19 protein-coding genes and 1 pseudogene are annotated in these 18,765 nt (G+C 60.5%); 4 read left to right on the top strand and 16 right to left on the bottom strand.

Going from position 1 to position 18,765, the window contains the following annotated elements:
• Positions 1–124: 124 nt before the first annotated feature.
• From CTATCC11996_RS09090 to CTATCC11996_RS09060, 7 genes are all read right to left on the bottom strand, one after another.
• Positions 125–1,609, bottom strand: a complete 1,485-nt coding sequence (locus CTATCC11996_RS09090) for an amino acid permease (protein WP_003075361.1) — start codon at positions 1,607–1,609, stop codon at positions 125–127.
• Positions 1,610–1,894: 285 nt separating this feature from the next.
• Positions 1,895–2,590 (bottom strand): phosphatase PAP2 family protein, encoded by a 696-nt coding sequence (locus CTATCC11996_RS09085; protein WP_034348526.1) that lies wholly within the window; start codon positions 2,588–2,590, stop codon positions 1,895–1,897.
• Positions 2,591–2,702: 112 nt separating this feature from the next.
• Positions 2,703–3,155: a c-type cytochrome gene (locus CTATCC11996_RS09080; protein WP_034348584.1), complete on the bottom strand. Its 453-nt coding sequence runs from the start codon at positions 3,153–3,155 to the stop codon at positions 2,703–2,705.
• 185 nt (positions 3,156–3,340) lie between these two features.
• Positions 3,341–4,939: a bifunctional phosphoribosylaminoimidazolecarboxamide formyltransferase/IMP cyclohydrolase gene (gene purH / locus CTATCC11996_RS09075; RefSeq protein ID WP_003075352.1), complete on the bottom strand. Its 1,599-nt coding sequence runs from the start codon at positions 4,937–4,939 to the stop codon at positions 3,341–3,343.
• A gap of 87 nt (positions 4,940–5,026) precedes the next feature.
• Positions 5,027–5,260: a Fis family transcriptional regulator gene (locus CTATCC11996_RS09070; RefSeq protein ID WP_003071135.1), complete on the bottom strand. Its 234-nt coding sequence runs from the start codon at positions 5,258–5,260 to the stop codon at positions 5,027–5,029.
• Complete coding sequence (gene dusB, locus CTATCC11996_RS09065) at positions 5,257–6,321, bottom strand: tRNA dihydrouridine synthase DusB (protein WP_003075349.1); 1,065 nt, start codon at positions 6,319–6,321, stop codon at positions 5,257–5,259. The genes CTATCC11996_RS09070 and dusB overlap by 4 nt, the downstream gene beginning before the upstream one ends.
• Positions 6,322–6,476: 155 nt before the next feature.
• Positions 6,477–7,130, bottom strand: a complete 654-nt coding sequence (locus tag CTATCC11996_RS09060; RefSeq protein ID WP_003075343.1) for a M15 family metallopeptidase — start codon at positions 7,128–7,130, stop codon at positions 6,477–6,479.
• Position 7,131: 1 nt separating this feature from the next.
• Between CTATCC11996_RS09060 and CTATCC11996_RS25490 the strand changes: the two genes are divergently transcribed.
• Complete coding sequence (locus CTATCC11996_RS25490; protein WP_138983848.1) at positions 7,132–7,407, top strand: hypothetical protein; 276 nt, start codon at positions 7,132–7,134, stop codon at positions 7,405–7,407.
• A 12-nt stretch (positions 7,408–7,419) separates the two neighbouring features.
• Complete coding sequence (locus tag CTATCC11996_RS09055; RefSeq protein ID WP_042437679.1) at positions 7,420–7,941, top strand: YqaA family protein; 522 nt, start codon at positions 7,420–7,422, stop codon at positions 7,939–7,941.
• Between the two features lie 7 nt (positions 7,942–7,948).
• Here CTATCC11996_RS09055 and CTATCC11996_RS09050 read toward each other — a convergent pair whose 3' ends face one another.
• From CTATCC11996_RS09050 to CTATCC11996_RS09025, 6 genes and pseudogenes are all read right to left on the bottom strand, one after another.
• Positions 7,949–8,641 (bottom strand): hypothetical protein, encoded by a 693-nt coding sequence (locus tag CTATCC11996_RS09050; RefSeq protein ID WP_003075340.1) that lies wholly within the window; start codon positions 8,639–8,641, stop codon positions 7,949–7,951.
• A 260-nt stretch (positions 8,642–8,901) separates the two neighbouring features.
• Positions 8,902–9,900, bottom strand: coding sequence for a tripartite tricarboxylate transporter substrate binding protein (locus CTATCC11996_RS09045; RefSeq protein ID WP_003075337.1), 999 nt, complete (start codon positions 9,898–9,900; stop codon positions 8,902–8,904).
• Between the two features lie 103 nt (positions 9,901–10,003).
• A complete protein-coding gene (gene nadC / locus CTATCC11996_RS09040) occupies positions 10,004–10,873 on the bottom strand; it encodes a carboxylating nicotinate-nucleotide diphosphorylase (protein WP_034348523.1) in 870 nt (289 codons plus the stop codon).
• Positions 10,874–11,024: 151 nt separating this feature from the next.
• Positions 11,025–11,969, bottom strand: a complete 945-nt coding sequence (locus CTATCC11996_RS09035; RefSeq protein WP_003075331.1) for an NUDIX hydrolase — start codon at positions 11,967–11,969, stop codon at positions 11,025–11,027.
• 46 nt (positions 11,970–12,015) lie between these two features.
• Positions 12,016–13,404, bottom strand: coding sequence for a sensor domain-containing diguanylate cyclase (locus CTATCC11996_RS09030; protein WP_003075328.1), 1,389 nt, complete (start codon positions 13,402–13,404; stop codon positions 12,016–12,018).
• A 558-nt stretch (positions 13,405–13,962) separates the two neighbouring features.
• Positions 13,963–14,492: pseudogene (locus CTATCC11996_RS09025) on the bottom strand (DUF3455 domain-containing protein).
• A 26-nt stretch (positions 14,493–14,518) separates the two neighbouring features.
• Between CTATCC11996_RS09025 and CTATCC11996_RS09020 the strand changes: the two are divergent.
• Positions 14,519–14,881, top strand: a complete 363-nt coding sequence (locus tag CTATCC11996_RS09020) for a molybdate ABC transporter permease subunit (protein WP_003075323.1) — start codon at positions 14,519–14,521, stop codon at positions 14,879–14,881.
• A 319-nt stretch (positions 14,882–15,200) separates the two neighbouring features.
• Positions 15,201–15,794, top strand: a complete 594-nt coding sequence (locus tag CTATCC11996_RS09015; RefSeq protein ID WP_003075321.1) for an HD domain-containing protein — start codon at positions 15,201–15,203, stop codon at positions 15,792–15,794.
• A gap of 515 nt (positions 15,795–16,309) precedes the next feature.
• Here the strand turns inward: CTATCC11996_RS09015 and CTATCC11996_RS09010 are convergent.
• The 3 genes from CTATCC11996_RS09010 to CTATCC11996_RS09000 all read right to left on the bottom strand — a co-directional run bounded on the left by CTATCC11996_RS09010 (position 16,310) and on the right by CTATCC11996_RS09000 (position 18,409).
• Positions 16,310–17,227 (bottom strand): nitroreductase family protein, encoded by a 918-nt coding sequence (locus tag CTATCC11996_RS09010; RefSeq protein WP_003075317.1) that lies wholly within the window; start codon positions 17,225–17,227, stop codon positions 16,310–16,312.
• A 307-nt stretch (positions 17,228–17,534) separates the two neighbouring features.
• Positions 17,535–17,696, bottom strand: a complete 162-nt coding sequence (locus tag CTATCC11996_RS26220) for a hypothetical protein (RefSeq protein ID WP_003075315.1) — start codon at positions 17,694–17,696, stop codon at positions 17,535–17,537.
• A gap of 395 nt (positions 17,697–18,091) precedes the next feature.
• Complete coding sequence (locus CTATCC11996_RS09000; protein WP_003075313.1) at positions 18,092–18,409, bottom strand: winged helix-turn-helix domain-containing protein; 318 nt, start codon at positions 18,407–18,409, stop codon at positions 18,092–18,094.
• Between the last annotated feature and the right edge of the window lie 356 nt (positions 18,410–18,765).

Below are 18,765 nucleotides of genomic sequence, written 5' to 3'. Positions count from 1 at the left end.
CCAATGCAAAAGCCCTGCAGAGCATTCCCTGCAGGGCTTTTATTTTGATAGCTTGTTACGATTGAATTCAAACGATTTCAGATATAAAACATACTGAAATCAATGAATATCATGCGCTAGCAGCTCACTTGTTATCTGCCTGAGCCAGGCGCGAATGGCGCATGCCATAGGCCATGTAGATCAGCGCTCCCAGCGCCATCCAGCCCAGAAAGCGCAGCCAGGTCAGAGTGGTCAGATTCAGCATCAGATAAAAGCACAGCAGGGCCGAGAGCACAGGCAGCACCGGCACCCAGGGCACGCGGTAACCGACTCCGGCGTCGGGGCGCTTCTTGCGCAGCAGCAGCACGCCGATGCTGACCAGCACAAAGGCCGACAGCGTGCCGATATTGATCATCTCCTCCAGCAGCTCTACCTTGGTGAAGCCCGCCAGGACTGCGACAACGGCACCCACCATCAGTTGCAGGCGTACCGGCGTCTTGCGCCTGGCCGAGGTCACGCTCCAGCTGCGCGGCAGCAGGCCGTCGCGCGACAGCGCCATCAGGATCCGGGCCGAGCCCATGAGCAGCACCATGACCACGGTGGTCAGACCCAGCAGCACGCCTACGGCGATCACCTGGGCAGCCCAGTTGGCGCCCACGCTGATGAAGGCCGTGGCCAGCGAGGGATTCTCGGCCTTGGCCAGCTCGGTGTAGGGCACCATGCCGGTCAGCGCCAGCGTGACCAGGATGTAGAGCAGGGTCACCAGCGCCAGGCCGCCGAAGATGCCGCGCGGCAGCGTTTTCTGCGGGTCCCTGACTTCCTCGGCCGAGGTGGCGACCACGTCGAAGCCGATGAAGGCAAAGAACACCAGCGATGCGCCCGAGATCACGCCCAGCCAGCCGTACTGACTGGGGCGGGCACCGAACAGCCAGGCCAGCATGGGCTGGCCCCAGACATCGGCGGTCACGCCATGCCCTGCCACGGGCGGCTGGGCCGGCGGCACAAAGGGCGTGAAGTTCTTCAGGTCCATATAGGTGAAGCCCACCACGATCACGAACAGGGTGATGGCGATCTTGATCAGGGTGAACACATTGTTGACCCGGGCCGACTCCTGCGTGCCCAGGATCAGCAGCCCGGTGAATACCGTCACGATGAAGAACGGCCCCCACTCCAGGCTGATGGCTCCCAGATGCAGGGTGCTGGGAATATCCACGCCTGCCGTGGCAAACACCGTGGACAGGTAAATGCCCCAGTACTTGGCGATCACCGCGCCGGCGGCAATCATCTCCAGCAGCAGATTCCAGCCGATGATCCAGGCCACGCCCTCGCCCAGCGTCAGATAGGTGTAGGTATAGGCGCTGCCCGTGACCGGGACGCTGGAGGCAAACTCCGCATAGCACATGGTGGCCAGCGCGCAGGTGGCGGCCGCCAGGATGAAGGAGAAAATCACGGCCGGCCCGGCAAAGCTGCCCGCCGCGCGCGCGCCGACCGAGAAAATGCCGGCGCCCACGGCCACGGCCACGCCGAGAATCATCAGGTCGAACGCGCCCAGGCTGCGTTGAAGTTGACGGCCCGGCTCGTCCGAATCGGCCAGCGCCTGTTCAATGGTTTTGGTTTTCAGCCACTGCATGCATATCCCCAGGCTCTTGGCCACGCTTTTGGCGCGGCGCCTTCGGCCCAGTCCTTTTGTTCAAAACGGCATCCTAGGGATTTCACCAATAACGCGCAGATTCCCTGCAGCATCACCAGTCCATCGGCATGTTTTGTGCAGGCCCGGCTGCACACCCATCTCAAAACAGACTAGGCAGGCCCGCGCTTCACGAAGCCTGCACCGCGCTCAAAAATCGCGCCGCAGTCCTGCATGCAAGCGATCACTGACGCAGGATTCGCAATGGGCCTGGCCAGCTCCGAAAAGTCAGATGCGTGGAGGCTGCGGCGGCACATCGGCCGGACGAATCAGCAGGCAGAGCACTGGCACCAGCAGCAGCGCCGTGACCACATCCAGCACATGGTGCTGATGCACCAGCATGGTGGAGGCGCAGATGGCCACACTCCACAGCACCATGAGCACGCACAGCCCCCAGCGGCCACGCTGCCATTGCGCCTGGCAGATGGCCAGACAGGTCAGCGCTGTGTAGACGATGTGCAGCGAGGGCAGGAGATTGTGCGGCTGGTCCACAAAGAACATGGTCGCAAAAATGCTGCGATAGGGCTCCAGCTCGGGGATCACTCGGTCGAAGGCCAGATTCGCCGGAAACAGCACGAAGACCAGGCCGCAGATCAGCGTGGCCAGCACCTGGCGCTTGCCCAGCGCCGCCGTATCGGGCTGGCCCACCAGCCAGAACGGCAGGGCCAGAAACGGGAAAAACGAGAAATAGACAAAGATGAATTCCGGCACCAGCGGAATCATCGCGTCCCAGCGCGTGATGAAGTCATAGCGCTGGTCGCGCAGGCTGGCCAGCCAGTTGGCCGTGGGATAGATCGCGTAGGTGGCGATGTTCACCCAGATGGCCCAGAAGACAAAGCCGCGCTGACGCGCCGGGGCGTGCACAGGCGTGTGCAGGGCTTGATCGGCTTGGCTCAGCACAGGAGCGGGCTCGGGTTTTCTCATTTGAGGATTATGAAAGCAAGGCCTGCCACCCTGCGTAGGCTGCAAAGCAAAAAAGGCTGCCGGCGCCAAGCGCCAGCAGCCTTCAATTCACGCACGATCTCAGCAACCCGGCTTATTGAGCTGCAGCCGATAGCGCCTGAGCCGACAGCACCCAACGGGCCATCTGCAGAGAATCGGCCTCGCTGATTTGCGGGTGGCGCGGCATGATCACATTGCCCCAGACACCCACGCTGCCGCTGCGAATCTTGTCTGCCAGATAGCTCTGGGCATCGGCTTGCGAGCCGTACTTCTGTGCGATCTCCGTAAAGCCGGGGCCCACAAATTTGCGGTCCAGACCATGGCAGCGCATGCAATCTGCTCCCTCCACCAGCTTTCGGGCTGCCGCCAGCTCGGGCCTGGCTGCCACCAGCGCATCAGCCGCCTTCTCGGCCGTGCTGACCCGCATGATGCGCCAGCCGATATTGGCCACACCTAAGGCGCTAGCCACCATGACCAGCCCGATCAGCCAGCCAATCCAGCGCGGCCTGGGCGGGTAGTTTTCTTCGTCGTCGATGGGATCAGTCATACCAAGCACCAGATTCACAAAAAAGTATGGCCGGCAGACGCCAGCCATTGAGCACCGTACCCGAACAGGCATGACCCATCAAAGGGACAGCGAGCAAGAGCCGCCTCGCAGCGAGGCTGTCGTCCCTCTCCCGATGCCCAGCATCGAGAGAGGGGGAAGGCGCGATAGCGCCTCAGGGGGAGCAATCAGTGCCTGAAATGGCGCACGCCGGTGAACACCATGGCCACGCCACGCTCGTTGGCCGCATCGATCACTTCCTGATCGCGCATGGAGCCGCCAGGCTGGGCCACGCAGGTAGCACCAGCATCGACCACCACATCCAGGCCGTCACGGAAGGGGAAGAAGGCGTCCGACGCCACGACGGTGTTCTGCAGCGACAGCTTGGCGGCTTCGGCCTTGATGGAGGCGATGCGGGCCGAATCCAGGCGCGACATCTGGCCGGCACCCACGCCCATGGTCATGCCGTTCTTGCAGAAGACGATGGCGTTGGACTTGACGAACTTGGCCACGTTCCAGGCGAACAGCAGGTCGTTCAGCTCTTCAGGCGTGGGCTGCTTGACGGTCACGACCTTCAGGTCGGCCAGCTTGAGCTCGTGGTTGTCGGAAGTCTGCAGCAGCAGGCCGGAGCCGATGCGCTTGGATTCGATGGCGTTGCGGCCGTTGTCCCAGTCGGTTGCGCCGCCGGCGGGCAGAGCGATCTTCATCAGGCGCACATTGACCTTGGCCTTGAAGATTTCCAGGGCTTCGGCGCTGAACTCGGGAGCCATCAGCACTTCGACGAACTGCTTGGACACAGCTTCGGCAGCGGCCTTGTCCACAGGGCGGTTGAAGGCGATGATGCCGCCAAACGCGCTGGTGGGGTCGGTCTGGAAGGCCTTGGAATAGGCTTCAAAGGCATTCGCGCCCACGGCCACGCCGCAGGGGTTGGCGTGCTTGACGATCACGCAGGCAGGGGTGTCAAAGCTCTTGACGCATTCCCAGGCCGCATCGGCATCAGCGATATTGTTGTAGCTCAGCTCCTTGCCCTGCAGCTGCACGCCCGTGGCCAGCGAGCCGGGAGCGGGGTACAGGTCGCGGTACCAGGCGGCTTGCTGGTGGCTGTTTTCACCGTAGCGCAGATCCTGCACCTTGATGAAATGTCCGTTGGACTGGCCGCCGAACAGGGCGCGCTCGGGCACATATTCTTCGCTGAGCTTTTCGTCTTCGAACTTGACGCTAGACAGGTAGTCGCTGATCGCTCCGTCGTACTGGGCAATGCGGTTGAAGGCTGCCACGGACAACGCAAAACGCAGCTTGTCGGACAGCTTGCCGTTCGCCTTGAGTTCGGCCAGCACGGCTTCGTACTGGTCGGCGGCGGTCAGAACGCCCACGTCTTTCCAGTTCTTGGCGGCGGAGCGCACCATGGCGGGGCCACCGATATCGATGTTCTCGATGGCGTCGGCCAGCGTGCAGCCGGCCTTGGCCACTGTGGCCTCGAAGGGATACAGATTGACCACCAGCAGATCGATGGTCTCGATGCCATGCTCCTTCAAAGCAGCCATGTGCTCGGGCAGATCGCGGCGGGCCAGCAGACCACCGTGCACCATGGGGTGCAGGGTCTTGACGCGGCCGTCCAGCATCTCGGGGAATTGGGTGACTTCGGCCACTTCGGTCACGGGCAGGCCCACGCCTGCCAGCAGCTTGGCGGTGCCACCGGTGGACAGCAGTTGCACGCCAAGAGCGTGCAGGGCTTGCGCAAATTCGACGATACCGGTCTTGTCAGAGACGGAGATCAGAGCTTTCATGGGCGTCAATTCAAAGTTTGGATAAAAACAAGCTGCAAGTGCAGATATATCAGGCGCTTGCAGCTATGGATTCGGTAGCTTCGTCGTTCAGAGCAACTCGTGATCGACCAGTTTTTTGCGCAGGGTGTTGCGATTCAGGCCCAGCCATTCGGCGGCACGCGACTGGTTGTTGTCGGCCTGGCCCATCACCACTTCCAGCAACGGTTTTTCGACAAGACGAATCACCATGTCATAGACATTGGCCGGTGTTTCGCCCTCGAGATCGCGGAAATAGCCCTCCAGGCTATCGCGAACGACTTGTTCTAAATTCTGATTGCTCATGCAGCCATTTCTGCCGGTTCGTCCAGCTCGCTGCTTGGTTCAGCAGCGGCCGTGGCCGCCGGGATCCGCTCCATCTGCTGCCCCAGGGCATCCAGATAGTCGGCCACGGCCTGCCATTGCACCGCACAGTCCTCAATAGTGTTGATGTGTTTTCTGAACTCTTCCCCGCCCGGCAGAGCTCGCAGATACCACGCAATATGCTTGCGGGCGCTGCGCACGCCGACTCCCTCGCCATACAGGCTGTAGTGATCTTGCAAATGTTCGAGCAGCAGACGACGCAACTCGGCCACCAGGGGGGGAGCCAGATGCTCGCCGGTGGCCAGAAAATGCGCGATCTCGCGGAAGATCCACGGCCTGCCCTGAGCTGCACGGCCGACCATGATGGCGTCCGCCCCCGTATAGGCCAGCACATCGCGGGCTTTTTCAGGGCTGTTGATATCGCCGTTGGCCACCACGGGCACGTTGACGGCCTGCTTGACGGCCGCAATCGTGTCGTACTCGGCAAAGCCCTTGTAGCCTTGCTCTCGCGTGCGGCCGTGCACGGTCAGCATCTGGATGCCGACATCTTCAAACTGGCGCGCCAGCAGAACTGCGTTCTTGTGCGTATCGCACCAGCCGGTGCGCATCTTCAGGGTGACGGGCACGTTGTAGGGACGTGCGGCCTCCACCACGGCCTGGGCAATTTCCACGGCCAGCGGCTCGTTCTGCATCAGGGCGGAGCCCGCCCATTTGTTGCAGACCTTCTTGGCCGGGCAGCCCATGTTGATGTCGATGATCTGCGCACCGCGCTCGATGTTGTAGATGGCAGCCTCGGCCATCATGGGCCCTTCGGTGCCGGCAATCTGGACCGAGATCGGACCAGGCTCGCCCTCATGGTTGGCTCGGCGACTGGTCTTGAGACTGTTCCACAAGTCCTTGCGGCTGGTCACCATCTCGCTGACCGCGTAACCGGCCCCCAGTGCCTTGCACAACTGACGAAACGGCCGGTCCGTCACACCCGCCATGGGTGCGACAAACAGACGATTTGCCAATGGAATATGACCAATGTGCAGGGCGGGCATGGAGAGAATTTGGTTTCTGCGGCAGGCAATATCTGGCGCAGACCGGGCGCTGGAAAAGAGGGCCGGATTATACCTGCTCAAATTTTCAGCAAAACCAAACTCTATGCATCACCCTGCGAGGCGAGTCACTATCGAGCAATGGCACCACCGGCGTCTCAGTTTTTACGCACCGGCATATCAAAGTACTGCTCCGGATAGGGCTCGCTGACCAGCGTGTAATGCCACCACTCCTCGGGCAGATTCTTCCAGCCATTGCGCTGCATCAGGTTGCGCAGCCAGCGGCGGTTGTGCTGCACATCGGGCGACTGCTGGGCATTGTCGGTATGCGATTGCTCGTCAAAGAGATCGAAGGGCGTGCCCATGTCCACTTCGATGCCGTCAGCCAACGGCCCACGCACCAGCTTTCTGGCGCGCTTGGCATCCACCACCAACAGCGTCATGTCCACAGTGCTGGCACGGCTGTGACCCGATTTCTCGGCGATGTAGCCACGCTTGAAGAGCTCGCTCTTGGGCACGCGCGGGTAATACATATCCTTGTTTTTCTGATCGGCCATATCGCGACCCCAGCGCACAAAGTCGTCGACGGCCGCCTGGGGTCGGTAACAGTCATAGACCTTGAGAGCCAGCCCCTGTCCTGCCAGTTCCTTTTGAACAGCTGCCAGAGATTCGGCGGCTATGCGGCTGAGCCAGCAAACCCCGGCTTCATAGCCAGCCACGGGGCGGCCCATGAAGTTGTGCTTGGAGACATAGCGCATGTCCTGCTTGATGCCGGGCGCCAGCGTCGCCAGCGGCACCAGATCGGCAGCCACTGTGACCGCGGGTTTGGCATCAGACGGCGCGATGGTCTTTATGTTCGGTGCGCAACCAGCTATCAAAAGCAAAGCGACCGCCAAGCCTGCTGCCTGGCTCGATCGCATCATTTTTTTTAGAGGGCTGAAAGCCATTCTTACTCCCATTGATCTGGCGTTACCGGATAACACCCGTGTACGCATTTGGATAAGAAACCATATATCAACAGCCTGCAACCAGGCTGATGATCGAGAAATGACAGGATGCAAAGTTCAGGGAATTGAGCGACCCGCCTAAACTAGCCGCCCTATGGAAGCGTGGATACATCAGTTGCTGCAATGGCTGGCCCTGCCGGAGCTGGGTCTTAGCACCGTGTTTGTCGTGGCCCTTGTCTCGGCCACCCTGCTGCCGCTGGGCTCTGAGCCCGTGGTGGCCGCACTGGTCTCCGCCAACCCCGACCTGTTCTGGCCCGCCATTGTGGTCGCCACGGCGGGCAACACGCTGGGTGGGGCCATCAGCTGGTGGATGGGACTGGCCGCCAACCAGGCCTGGAACAAGGCCAAGAAGCTGCGCAGGCATGGAGAGCCGCCGCCCCAGAACATGCACCACAAGTCACGCTGGAACCGCATCGCCCGTTACTGGCTGCGCAAATACGGCGCCAAGGCCTGCCTGCTGAGCTGGCTGCCTGTCGTCGGCGACCCGCTGTGCGCGGTCGCCGGCTGGGTACGCCTGCCTTTCTGGCCTTGCGTCGCCTATATGGCAGTTGGCAAATTCCTGCGCTATACCTTGATGACGGCAGGCCTGCACCAGATCATTCAGCGCTTTTTTTAGATCCAGCTCAAGGCAGAAACGAGGGCGTCAGCAGACGCAAGCCCAGCGAGAACCAGCGCTGGTTGCCTTCGCCAAGGCGGTTGCCGTAGGTCGCATCAATCTGCACTCTGTCCGGCACGACCCAGTAACGCATGCCCACCTGTACCAAAGGCTTGCCCGAGCCCTGTCCATAAGTCTCGGCAATCAGCCAGGTGCGCTCCCGCAACTGGGTCTCGCTGCCCAAGCCCCAGGTCAGATGATTGCTGCGCGTACCCTGCTCGCGCAGCCAGCCCAAATTGGTATGCAACACCACTTTGTCATCAGCCAGCGACCAGCTGACGGGCACATAGGCATACATATCGTGACCGCCACCCGCATCACGACGCGGGTCGCGCGACATGCCTGCAGCCAGCCCCCAGCCCCAGCCATTGGTCTCCAGCGTCTTGAACAGCGTCTTGCCCTGAAGCATCTGTGCGCTGCCACGCGTGCTGCCGTTTTCACGGCTCAAAGCCCCGCCCATGGTCAATTCCAGGTTGCCGGTGAAATTGCAGGCCGGCTGCGCCCAGAACTCGGTATGTCCTTTGGGGCTTTTGACCCAGCTCTCAAGCTGGCAGGCTTTGGCATCGACGATGCGTGCATCATCAGTATTCATAGGGCGGGCCGCATAGGCCGCCGTGGCCAGAGTTGCAACCGCTACCGGCAGCAGCTTGTGTAAAGTCATGAGTTCCCTCCCTGCTATGTGCTTTATTCAGAGGCGTTGCTCTGCGGCAATCAACCGCTTGGCAGAAGATTAGCGCAGCACTGTGACACAGCTTGGGCAGCCCGACAATCCAAGTGTTTTTCTGACTTAGTCCTTGCACGACAAGTACATGAAGCTATTGATTGATGAGCAACAAAAAAGCCCGCAGCATTCGCGCGCATTCGAATGACCGTTTCCACTGCCTGTCCCGCCAGCAGCCCCCCTAAGACAGACATGCGGGCTCAATCCACCTTCAGACCAAGACTCCGGGTCACCACGGCATAGCGGTCCATATCTGCAAGAATCTGTGCCCCGAATTGAGCTGGGGACTGCTGCATCAGCGTATAGCCCTGCTCGCGCAGCGCCTGCTGCATCTCGGGCTCGGCCAGAATCTGCGTCAGCACCTGGTGCAGATGGGAGATCACGGGCAGCGGCGTGGCGGCAGGCACCAGCAGGCCATGCCACTGCTCTACGGCAAAACCGGCCAGACCCTGCTCGGCCACCGTGGGGACATCGGGCAGGGATGCGACGCGGGCCGGTGCCGTGACGGCGATGGCCCGCACGCGGCCAGCCGCTATCAGGGGCGCAGCGCTGCTGGCCGTGACCACAGCCACAGGTAGCTGCGCTGCAGCTACCGCAGTGATGGCCGGGCCGCAACCCTTGTAGGGCACATGTTGGAGGCTTGCATGGGCGGCCTGGGCCAGCATCTCACCCGCCATATGCTGGGGCGCGCCGTTGCCGCAGGAGGCAAAAGGCAAGGGCTGGCCAACGGTCGCTCCAGCCAGCGCATCGTGCAGATTGCGCACGCTGCTTTGGCTCGGTACCACCAGCACCGAAGCGATGCTGCCGGCATTGAACACGGCCTTGAAGTCCCGGCGCGGATCGAAGTCCAGATGCCGGTAGACACCGGGGTTGATGGCAAACGAGCTGTTGACCATGAGCAGCGTGGCGCCGTCGGGGGCGGCCTCGGCCACGGCGCGCGCGCCGATATTGCCGCTGGCGCCGGGCCGGTTCTCCACCACTACGGACTGGCCCAGGCGCTGCTGCATGGCCGCGCCCAGGCGACGCGCCAACAGGTCCGTGCCGCCGCCTGGCGGAAAGGTCACAACGATGGTGATGGGCTTTTCAAAACGCACTACCGCCATGCCCGCGCGGGCATGCCAAATCCCCGCAGCCGTCACCGCCAGCGCGGCAGCAACCAGTACCGCCCAGCTGCGGCGCTCCTTAAGCACGGCCTTCATCAATGCGCCCCTAAAACAAGGGGCCGCAAGCAAGCGCCGCCGTGAAGCGAGGCTGTCCTCCTCCCATGGAGGCAAGCGCCAAAGCCGCTCAGGGGGCGGGCCATCAAGCGTCCAGACCTATATCGAGCACGCGCGCGCTGTGCGTGAGCCAGCCCACGGCAATCTGGTCCACGCCCGTGGCAGCCACGGCGGGTGCAGTTTCAGGGGTAATACGCCCCGAGGCTTCGGTGATGGCCCGGCCCTTGCACATGCCGACCGCAGTGCGCAAATCATCCAGGCCCATATTGTCCAGCAGCACCACATCTACGCCCAGTTGCAGTGCCACATCCAACTGGGCCAGCGTATCCACTTCCAGCTCGATCTTGACCATATGTCCCACGCCCGCACGAGCACGCCCCACAGCCGTGGCGACATCGCCGGCCAGTGCAATGTGGTTGTCCTTGATGAGTACGGCGTCGTCCAGGCCAAAACGGTGGTTGCTGCCGCCACCGACACGCACGGCGTACTTCTGCAAGGCGCGCAGGCCCGGCATGGTCTTGCGCGTGCAGGTCACTCGGGTGCCAAAGGGCTTGATGGCCTCGGCAATCGAATGCGTGGCGCTGGCCACGCCACTGAGATGACAAAGGTAGTTGAGCGCCGTACGCTCGGCCGTGAGAATGGCTCGGCTTTTGCCACGGATGCGTGCGATCTCCATGCCTGGCTGCAGCAGCGTGCCGTCTGCGCAGCGGACGTCAAACTCCATGCGAGCATCCATCAGCACAAAGGCCAGACGTGCCAGATCAAGTCCGGCCAAGATGCCATCCTGCCTGGCCATCAGGCGCAACTCGCCCACCGCATCGGCAGGAACAATGGTGTCGGTGGTCAAGTCTGCGGCGCGTCCCAGATCTTCCAGCAAAGCCATGCGCACCAGCGGCTCCAGCATTACATCGGGCAGGGATGGAACGGGCAAGGCTGCAGTTTTATTAATGCTCATTTTGAGTATTTTTAGTTCAATAAAAAACGCAAAGACTTCCAGATCGCTTTCAGGCCTTACGTAAACCGATTTATGCTAAGTCTGAGCATTATTTAAGTCAAGCAGTCGCCGCAGTGAAAACAGTCCTCCATTCACAGCAGGGATCAGGCAGTCAATGACTTCTGGCCAGCGGCAGCTTGTTGCCCGCGATGGCGCGCTCCAGCATCACATTGCGTCGGAAACGGAACAGCTTGGCCGGGCGGCCCGCACCTACGGCCGTCATCTGGCCGGTTTCCTCAACCAGCGCCTGCTGCTCGATCAGGCGCCGGAAGTTCTGCTTGTGCAGACCGCGCCCGGCCAGCGCCTCCACCGTCTGCTGCAGCTGCAGCAGCGAGAATTCCTCGGGCATCAGCTCGAACACCACGGGCCGATATTTGATCTTGGCGCGCAAGCGGGCCATGCCGGTGGCAAGAATGCGGCGGTGGTCGTTGCTCATGGCTGCACCGGGCAGCAGTGAAGTGGCAGCATCGCCCTCTCCCTCACCCTCTCCCCAGGCTTCGGGTACCACGGCGGCCTCGAACAGCAGCTCGTAGCGCTGCAGAACCAGCTCCTCGTTCCATTCGTGCTCATCCAGGCCAAAAGTCATTGAAGCTCTTTGCCAGCGCGCACTTCTAGCCACACTATCTGAAGCAGCTTCGCTCCATGCATGCAGCGCTGGCGCAATGCGCTCGGCAATCACGCCGGGCATACCATCGCGCCAGTCCTCCCAGGGAAAGTAGCGGTACCAGTCCTGCCAGCCCGGCTGTGCGGCGCCGACCTCGTCCAGTTCCTGCGTCAGCGCCAGATAGCTGATGGAGATGACATGCATGCCAAGCTGCTGCGAGCGCTCCCGGTCTGCAAAGGTGTAGAGCTGCTCCACAAAGCCCAGAGGATGGTGGGTCTGTTTCTCCACCCAGGCACGCAGGCTGGCCTGCAGCGAGCGGTGGTTGCTGGTAAAAGGCCCGGCAGGCAGGGCACGCCCGGCCCCGGTGGTCAGGATACGGGGCTGGCCACCCGTGACGGCAACCAGCACTGCCACCAGATCGGCCTGCACGGAATGCAGTTCGGAATTGTTCAAACCACTCAAAAGCTATGAAGACGAGGACAGGGAGGAAGAGCAAATTCTACGGTGAGGCAGCCCCTGTCCACGGCTTATCCGGACTCTTCCCCGAAAAGGTCAAGGAATCGCCCTGCGCCAGCAGCTCGGGGGCTTGCACCAAAGGCATGTTCATCGACCCCGTGGCGATGGCCACCTGATTGCGCCCCCTATGCTTGGCCCTGTAGAGCGCCGCATCTGCGCGCTTGAGCAGATCGTCCTCGGTTTCGCCCGGCTCCCAGAGCCCGACCCCCAAAGAGATGGTAAAACGCCCTACCTCAGGATCCGCGCATTCCTCCACGGCACAGCGAATGCGCTCTGCCAAGCCTGCGGCCACACCGAGGCTGGCATCCGAGAGGACGATCAGGAACTCCTCCCCGCCCCAGCGCACGGCATGGTCATAGCGACGAACCTTGCCGGAAAGCACATGTGCCACCATCTTGAGCACACGATCTCCGGCCACATGACCAAAGCGGTCGTTGACCTGCTTGAAAAGATCGATATCGCCCAATATCACGCCATAAGGTCGCAGCTGATTCTGAGCCTGGAGCTGGTTGCGCTTGAGCTCGGTCTCGCCTGCATGGCGGTTGAGCAAGCCCGTCAACTTGTCGCGGTTTGCACGCTCACGCAACTCCATCTCTCGTTGCACCATGCGACTGATGTCCTTGGATGCCCCTACATAGTGGCTGATCTGCCCTGACTCATCGCGCAGAGCTGCAATGCTTTGCTCGGCGTAATACACGCCGCCGCTTTTGTGACGGTTGATGAAGGTGGCGCGAAAATTGTGGCCAAGACTCAATGCTTCCTGCAACTGGGCATAGAACTCGGGCTCATGCAGGCCCGAGCGCAGCATCTCGGTGGGCTTGCCAAGCAGTTCCGCCGCGCTGTAGCCAGTGAGAGCTTCAAAAGCCTGGTTGACGAAGACGATGGTGGAGTCGCGATCCGTGATCAAGATTCCGTCATTGGCCGCATTCAATGCCCTGGCGAGCAGCGCGCGCTCCTGCTCGGCCTGCACACGCTCCGAAATATCACGCTGCACCGCCACAAAATGCCGAATTACATCCTTCTCATCACGCACGGGGGAAATATTCCACTCCACGTGGTAGGTGCTGCCGTCCTTGCGGTAGTTCAGCACACTGCCCTGAAATGACAGGCCTTGATGCAGACAGTCACGCAAACGCTGCAATACCAGTTGATCCGTCAGCAGCCCCTGCAGCATGCGCGGCGAGCGGCCCAGAAGCTCTGCTTCGGTGTATCCGGTCATCTCGCACATGGCCGCATTGCAGTACTCGATGACAGGACCCTCTCCATCCAACCTGGCATCGGTAATCATCACCGCGCAAAAGGACTGAGCCATGGCGATCTCCAGCAACTGGCCGGTGATCGTTCGCTTTGCGATGGCATTGGCACGAATCATGTTTGAAACCTCGAGCGCGCTTGCAGTCGTGAAGGCTCATTATTCGTTACTTTGCGTCACTTGCGTATACCAAAAACACAGCATCTCAGCTTGTCCACGCCGAGCCGCCTCCGGATGTGCGGCCACCAAGCCATCAATCGGATACTTCCGGGCTGTTCCCGCTGGCTGAGCTGCCCGCGTCCGTTCCCATCGCACATCACCCATGGTCAGGGATATCGATAGCTCAAACCTTGCATATCCGGCCCCAGTGGCGTGCCGCAGCCATTTCCATGATTCCTGGAGGCAGACATCAATGAAAAAAGCACGGGGGCAGGCCTCAAGGACAAGACCGCTCTGGTGCCCGGCAGTGGCTCCGGCATGGGCCGGGACACGCATCGTGATTGCCGAAATCAAGCCGAGGCTGGCTACCCTAGGCGGTTGAGCCACGAGATCCATGGGCACGCCCGCCACAGGACCTGAGTGGGGACGCCCCCTAAGCCAAAGCACCTCGCGCACCAGGCTGAGAAAAGGCGCAACGTCCCGGCCTCTGACAGGGAAGGCACGCCACAGGGCTCTCTGTCAGGTTGCTTTCCAGAAAATATGGTCGGACTGATACTGCACGATTTGCTTGCTGCCCAGATTCGCGGCCCCGCAGGCCATGCTCGGCGCGACGCCCCCGTGGTTGCCACACGCTGGATATAGGTCACACCCTGCATGGCTCCCATGCCGGTGGCAGGATTGGCCTTGACCAGTTGCACAGGGATATTGCCCGCCCCGGCAGGAGCCACGGCAAGCTGCGTGGCAGTGACCTTGGAGCCGTCGTAATTCTCCCAAGTCGCTGGCGGCCTCCAGTATTTGCCGATGACCGTACCGCTTCGCATTTGCAGCTTGGCATTGGGGCCTACAAACACCCATTCGTGCTCGGCTGCCATGTCCCTTTTGGCCCGGCACTCATCGGTAACCAGGCCAACACCCACGGTCTCCATGGCCACTTTATGTCCTGCGGGCACTTGCACGGAAGCCGGAAGTTCGGCTTGTGAATACACCGAGTGAGAGCCCGTGGATGAGCAAGCGCTCAGGCCAAGCGCGGATAGGCACAGAGCGATCAGCGAAAGTGTGTGCCGGTCTACCGCTCATGGTCAAACCTTCTCAAGCCGCTTTTGCAGAGTTTGATGAATCACTGCGCGAAGTGGCGGCGACGCTGGGTGCACGACCTTGGCAGGTGATCATGAAGATCGAGTTGCCGCAGGCCCGGCTCGGCATTCTGGCCGGACTGGTGCTGGCCTCCGGCCGTGCCATGGGGGAAGTCGGCGTTTCGCTGATGCTGGGGGGCAATATCAGCGGGCGTACCGAGACGCTGTCGCTGGCTGTCTACAACCATGTCCTGGGGTCGGAGACGGATTGTGCGAACGCTCTGTCCTTGGTTCTGACCGGAGTTGCAGCGCTGGCCTTCTTTCTGCTTTGGAGGTTCGAGAGCCCAACCGTGAGAACGGATTGATCCCTTTGCTCCATTCACGGCAAGCGGCCTTGCATGGGCGACCTGCTGAACCACTTTGAGCCTGCAACGTCTTTCGCATGCACCGACTATCTGTGCCAGCGATAGCTGAACAATCAGCAGGTCATGATCGGCTGCGTTCGGCCAGAGGCAACTGGTGCATGGCTCTGCGTGGCTTGCCACTCAAAGCTAGACGCAGTCAGGGCGAGCGCAGCTGCGCTCTCGACAAGCGCGCATGCGCGTCTCCCGGCCTCCCTGACTTTTCAGCAGGAGTTTTCGACATACGACGACCGAGAGCATATGGGTCTTTATAGAATCAGGCATGGATATCGACAAGATCAAGGGCCGCCTGGCCTTTCTGCAAGAAGCGGAAAAGCTCAAGAGCGTGCTCCGAAGCGCACACACGTCGACAGGCAGGACGGAGAGCACCGCCGAACATACTTGGCGCCTGTGCCTGATGGCGATGACATTCGAGGACGAGCTGGCCGGCATGGACATGCTCAAGTTGCTGAAAATGTGCCTTGTGCATGATTTGGGCGAAGCGATTCACGGTGACATTCCTGCCATCGAGAAAGACCAGCACCCTGACAAAAGCGAGCAGGAAAAGGCCGACCTGCTGCATCTCACACGCTCTCTCGATAAGTCGCACCAGACCGAGATCCTCTCGCTGTGGCAGGAGTATGAGGATGCCGCATCGCCCGAAGCCAAAGCCGTGAAGGCACTGGACAAGCTGGAGACCATTCTTCAGCACAATCAAGGGGTCAATCCGGCCGACTTCGACTACGGGTTCAATCTGACCTACGGTCAGAAGCACACCAGTGCCGAACCTCTGTTTTCATTGGTGCGCGGAATCCTCGACGAAGGCACACGCCAGAAAATGGCCGAAGCCTCCCGCAATCCTGGCCAGTCACTCTAGGCCGCCGTCACGCGACTGCCGGCTAGGTATGTTCTTGTCTGAGAGTGATTGTTGCAAAGCAGCCCTTGTTCGTCGCCATTGAGTTGCGGCATGGTGCCCGGGTGAACAACCGCATGCAAAAGTCGATCTTTCAGATCGATACGGAATCGACGACCCCACCAGCTGGAATGGTCTGGCTGCTCCCCAAAACCTGCCTCTTCGATTTTTCATAAGGCCTCGGTCGAGCACAGCCCCAGCTTGAAGCCGGAAGCTTGCGGCCGCAAACCTCAGCCTCTGGACAGATATGCAGCGGCAACATCGAACCGAAACAGCCGCAGCACTCCTCCCTGGCAAACGCATGATTTCTTGGGGGCTTCGAGCCGTCAGTCGAAGTAAGACCTGAGGCCAGCCTTCGGGCCGCGCTGCCCCTGGCCTGCTCAAGCGTGTCGGTCATCTCCTTGCGCAAACTTGGCCCGACAAGAGCAGCGCTTGCCGCTCACCTGCCGACAGCATGTCGCCTGAAGGAGTCGCATAACTTAGCGGGGGGCCCGTGATTCAGAGATTGCATTGCTGGCGGCCGAATCAGGGCCGATCTGGCTTTTCGCAGGTGTCTCAACACTCGGCTCACCGGAACGCCAGAAAGCTCTCACAGTATCGAGCATGACTGGCTTGCGCTGCGGCGGCGCTGCCGTGATGCTGCCGAGACTGATGAATCCGGCCAGATACTCGGTTGACTCGACCCCCAGCTCAGAACAAAGCAAAACGTCGAAGCAGCGCTCGCCGCTGAGCATGATGGCTCCAAAGCCGAGTTGATGCGCCGCATTCAGCAGGTTGCCCAGTGCTGAGCCGGCTGCCAGCCATTGCTCACGCTCCGGCACCCTCATGCGCAGCCTGGGCGATATGATGAAAGCGAGCAAAGTCGGACTGCGTGTGGCGTGCTCACGCGCACGCCTGAGGTCCTCACTGGAGGCGAGAGGGTCGCGGCGCAATTTCTCCTGTTCGAATAAATCCGCCAGCCGCGCTCGAGAATCCGAGGCAAACACCAGTACACGCCAAGGATGTAGACCACCATGGTCTGGTGCTCTCAACGCCGCCTCGATCATCAGGTCGATCTCCTGGCTATCCGCTCCAGGTGCCTCAAGTCGCTTCGGTGAGACGGAGCGTCGATCCAGAAGAGGAGCAATTGCCTTTCTGCTGTTGGAAACCGCAAATACATGCTTGAGGGTGGAGATGGCCTCCGACAAGCCTTGAGCCCAGACAACGACCTTCTCGCCTTCAGTCGTGAACCCCCGAAAGACTGTCCCGGTTTTCACAAGACAACAGCCGTACTCGCGTTCGGCTTCTGCCACGGCTTTCTTCAACTGCGCTTGAGAGATTTGGCATGCAATTGCTGCTGCCGCCCAGTCCTGCTCCCGATGGAGGGCCAGCAGGTAGGAAATGTGATCTTGCTTCACTAAAGCCCTCTACTAAACATGATCGTCGCGAAGTAAGAACAAGGCATTGGTTATTCGAACCAGCTTATGAACGGTGATATGGGCAAGCCGTGTTCGTCATGTCTTTGCACATAGAACGCACATCTTCTTGATTCAATGTCTGCTCTTGCAAAGCTGCGCCCCTGCCTGCACAAATCTTTTCGGGGAAGATGTGGTGTTCAGTCTGCAGTCCCTGAATATCGAACCAGCGGACGCAGCATGGGTTTGAGCGGATCAGGCGTGTTGTCCAACTCGGACAGCGCATCCGCCTGTTCATACAAAGCGGCAGTCACGCCTGGTGCAGGTTGGCCACTTCAAGGCGGGTATACAGAGCAGACGCGATGGCCTTGCGGTGCTCAGGCCGCTCGAGGTGGAGCCCCCAGATTGACTCCTCCAACAGGATTTCCAGCACTTGCAGCCGCTCTTCAACGCTGAGCTTTTCGCTTCCCATATAGGTCTCAATTCACATAGGCACAAGAGTTCGGGAGGCAGTGGCAGATGCAAGCAGGAAGAGCCGCTGCGCGCCAACCAGACGAAGTCTGCCATGCCAGCCTTCGCTATATTCGAGTATATATTACGAAGAGATGAGCCCCCCATTGAATAATGGTGGTTGAAAATCTGCATCACTGCTTGCTCATGCTTTGCGAGAAGCGGTCCAGCGTTTCTGACGGAATTGATGCGATGCATTCAGCGCCCTGCACCCGTGGTGACGGGGAGGTGCTGGGCGATGAAGTTCGTACTTGAGCTCCTGCGCGAAGTTCAATGTCATGAGGGATCCTTTGCACTACGCCACTGCGGGCCACGCAGCATTCCGCATGCGTACAGGTGCTTGTGCCTCCAGCCTGCCTAGCTGCTGTGGACCAAGGCGACCAGCTTGTCCAGATCTGCTTTACATGCCCTGAGAGCATGTTGCTCGATGCGCCTGTACAGGGCAATCACCAGGTGCCCCGTTTCAGTGAGCTCCGTACCACCTCCATGAGAGCCTCCCGTCGACGTGATCACCGCCGGCTTATTCAGCGCATGATTGACTCCATCGACCAGCAACCAGGCACGGCGGTAGGACATGCCCAGGGATTTGGCGGCCGCAGCAATGGATTTGGTTTCGTTGATGGTCTCCAGGAGTTCGATTTTTCCAGGGCCGATGGCAATGATGTCGCCGGCCATAACACGCATGCGCAGCTTCACTTCCGGTGAAGCGAGATTAGAGCGTGAAGGTGTATTGGACATGTGGTTTGAAAGCGCAAGATGTGAAGTTACTGAAGGCTCAGCGTAACCACGTCGCCTGGGCGGAGCTATTCCGGCACAACACGAATTATGACGATGGCTGAGCCTCAGGTCCGAAGCATCAACGTAGTCAACAGGCTCGGTTCATATAGTCTCAGTGCCAAAAGCCGCTGAACATCGAGGCTGAATGCGCGGCAATAGACCCTCGGCTCTTTTGCGGGAGATATGCGGCAGCCGCAAAACGTGTCGTCGTTGTCAATCGATTCTGCGATCTGCTGGCTCCAGGGCCTCACTCC

Source organism: Comamonas testosteroni ATCC 11996, from assembly GCF_000241525.1.
Classification (GTDB): domain Bacteria; phylum Pseudomonadota; class Gammaproteobacteria; order Burkholderiales; family Burkholderiaceae_C; genus Comamonas; species Comamonas testosteroni.
Note: the sequence above shows the minus strand (reverse complement) of the source record. Positions and strands in the feature narration are given on the sequence as shown.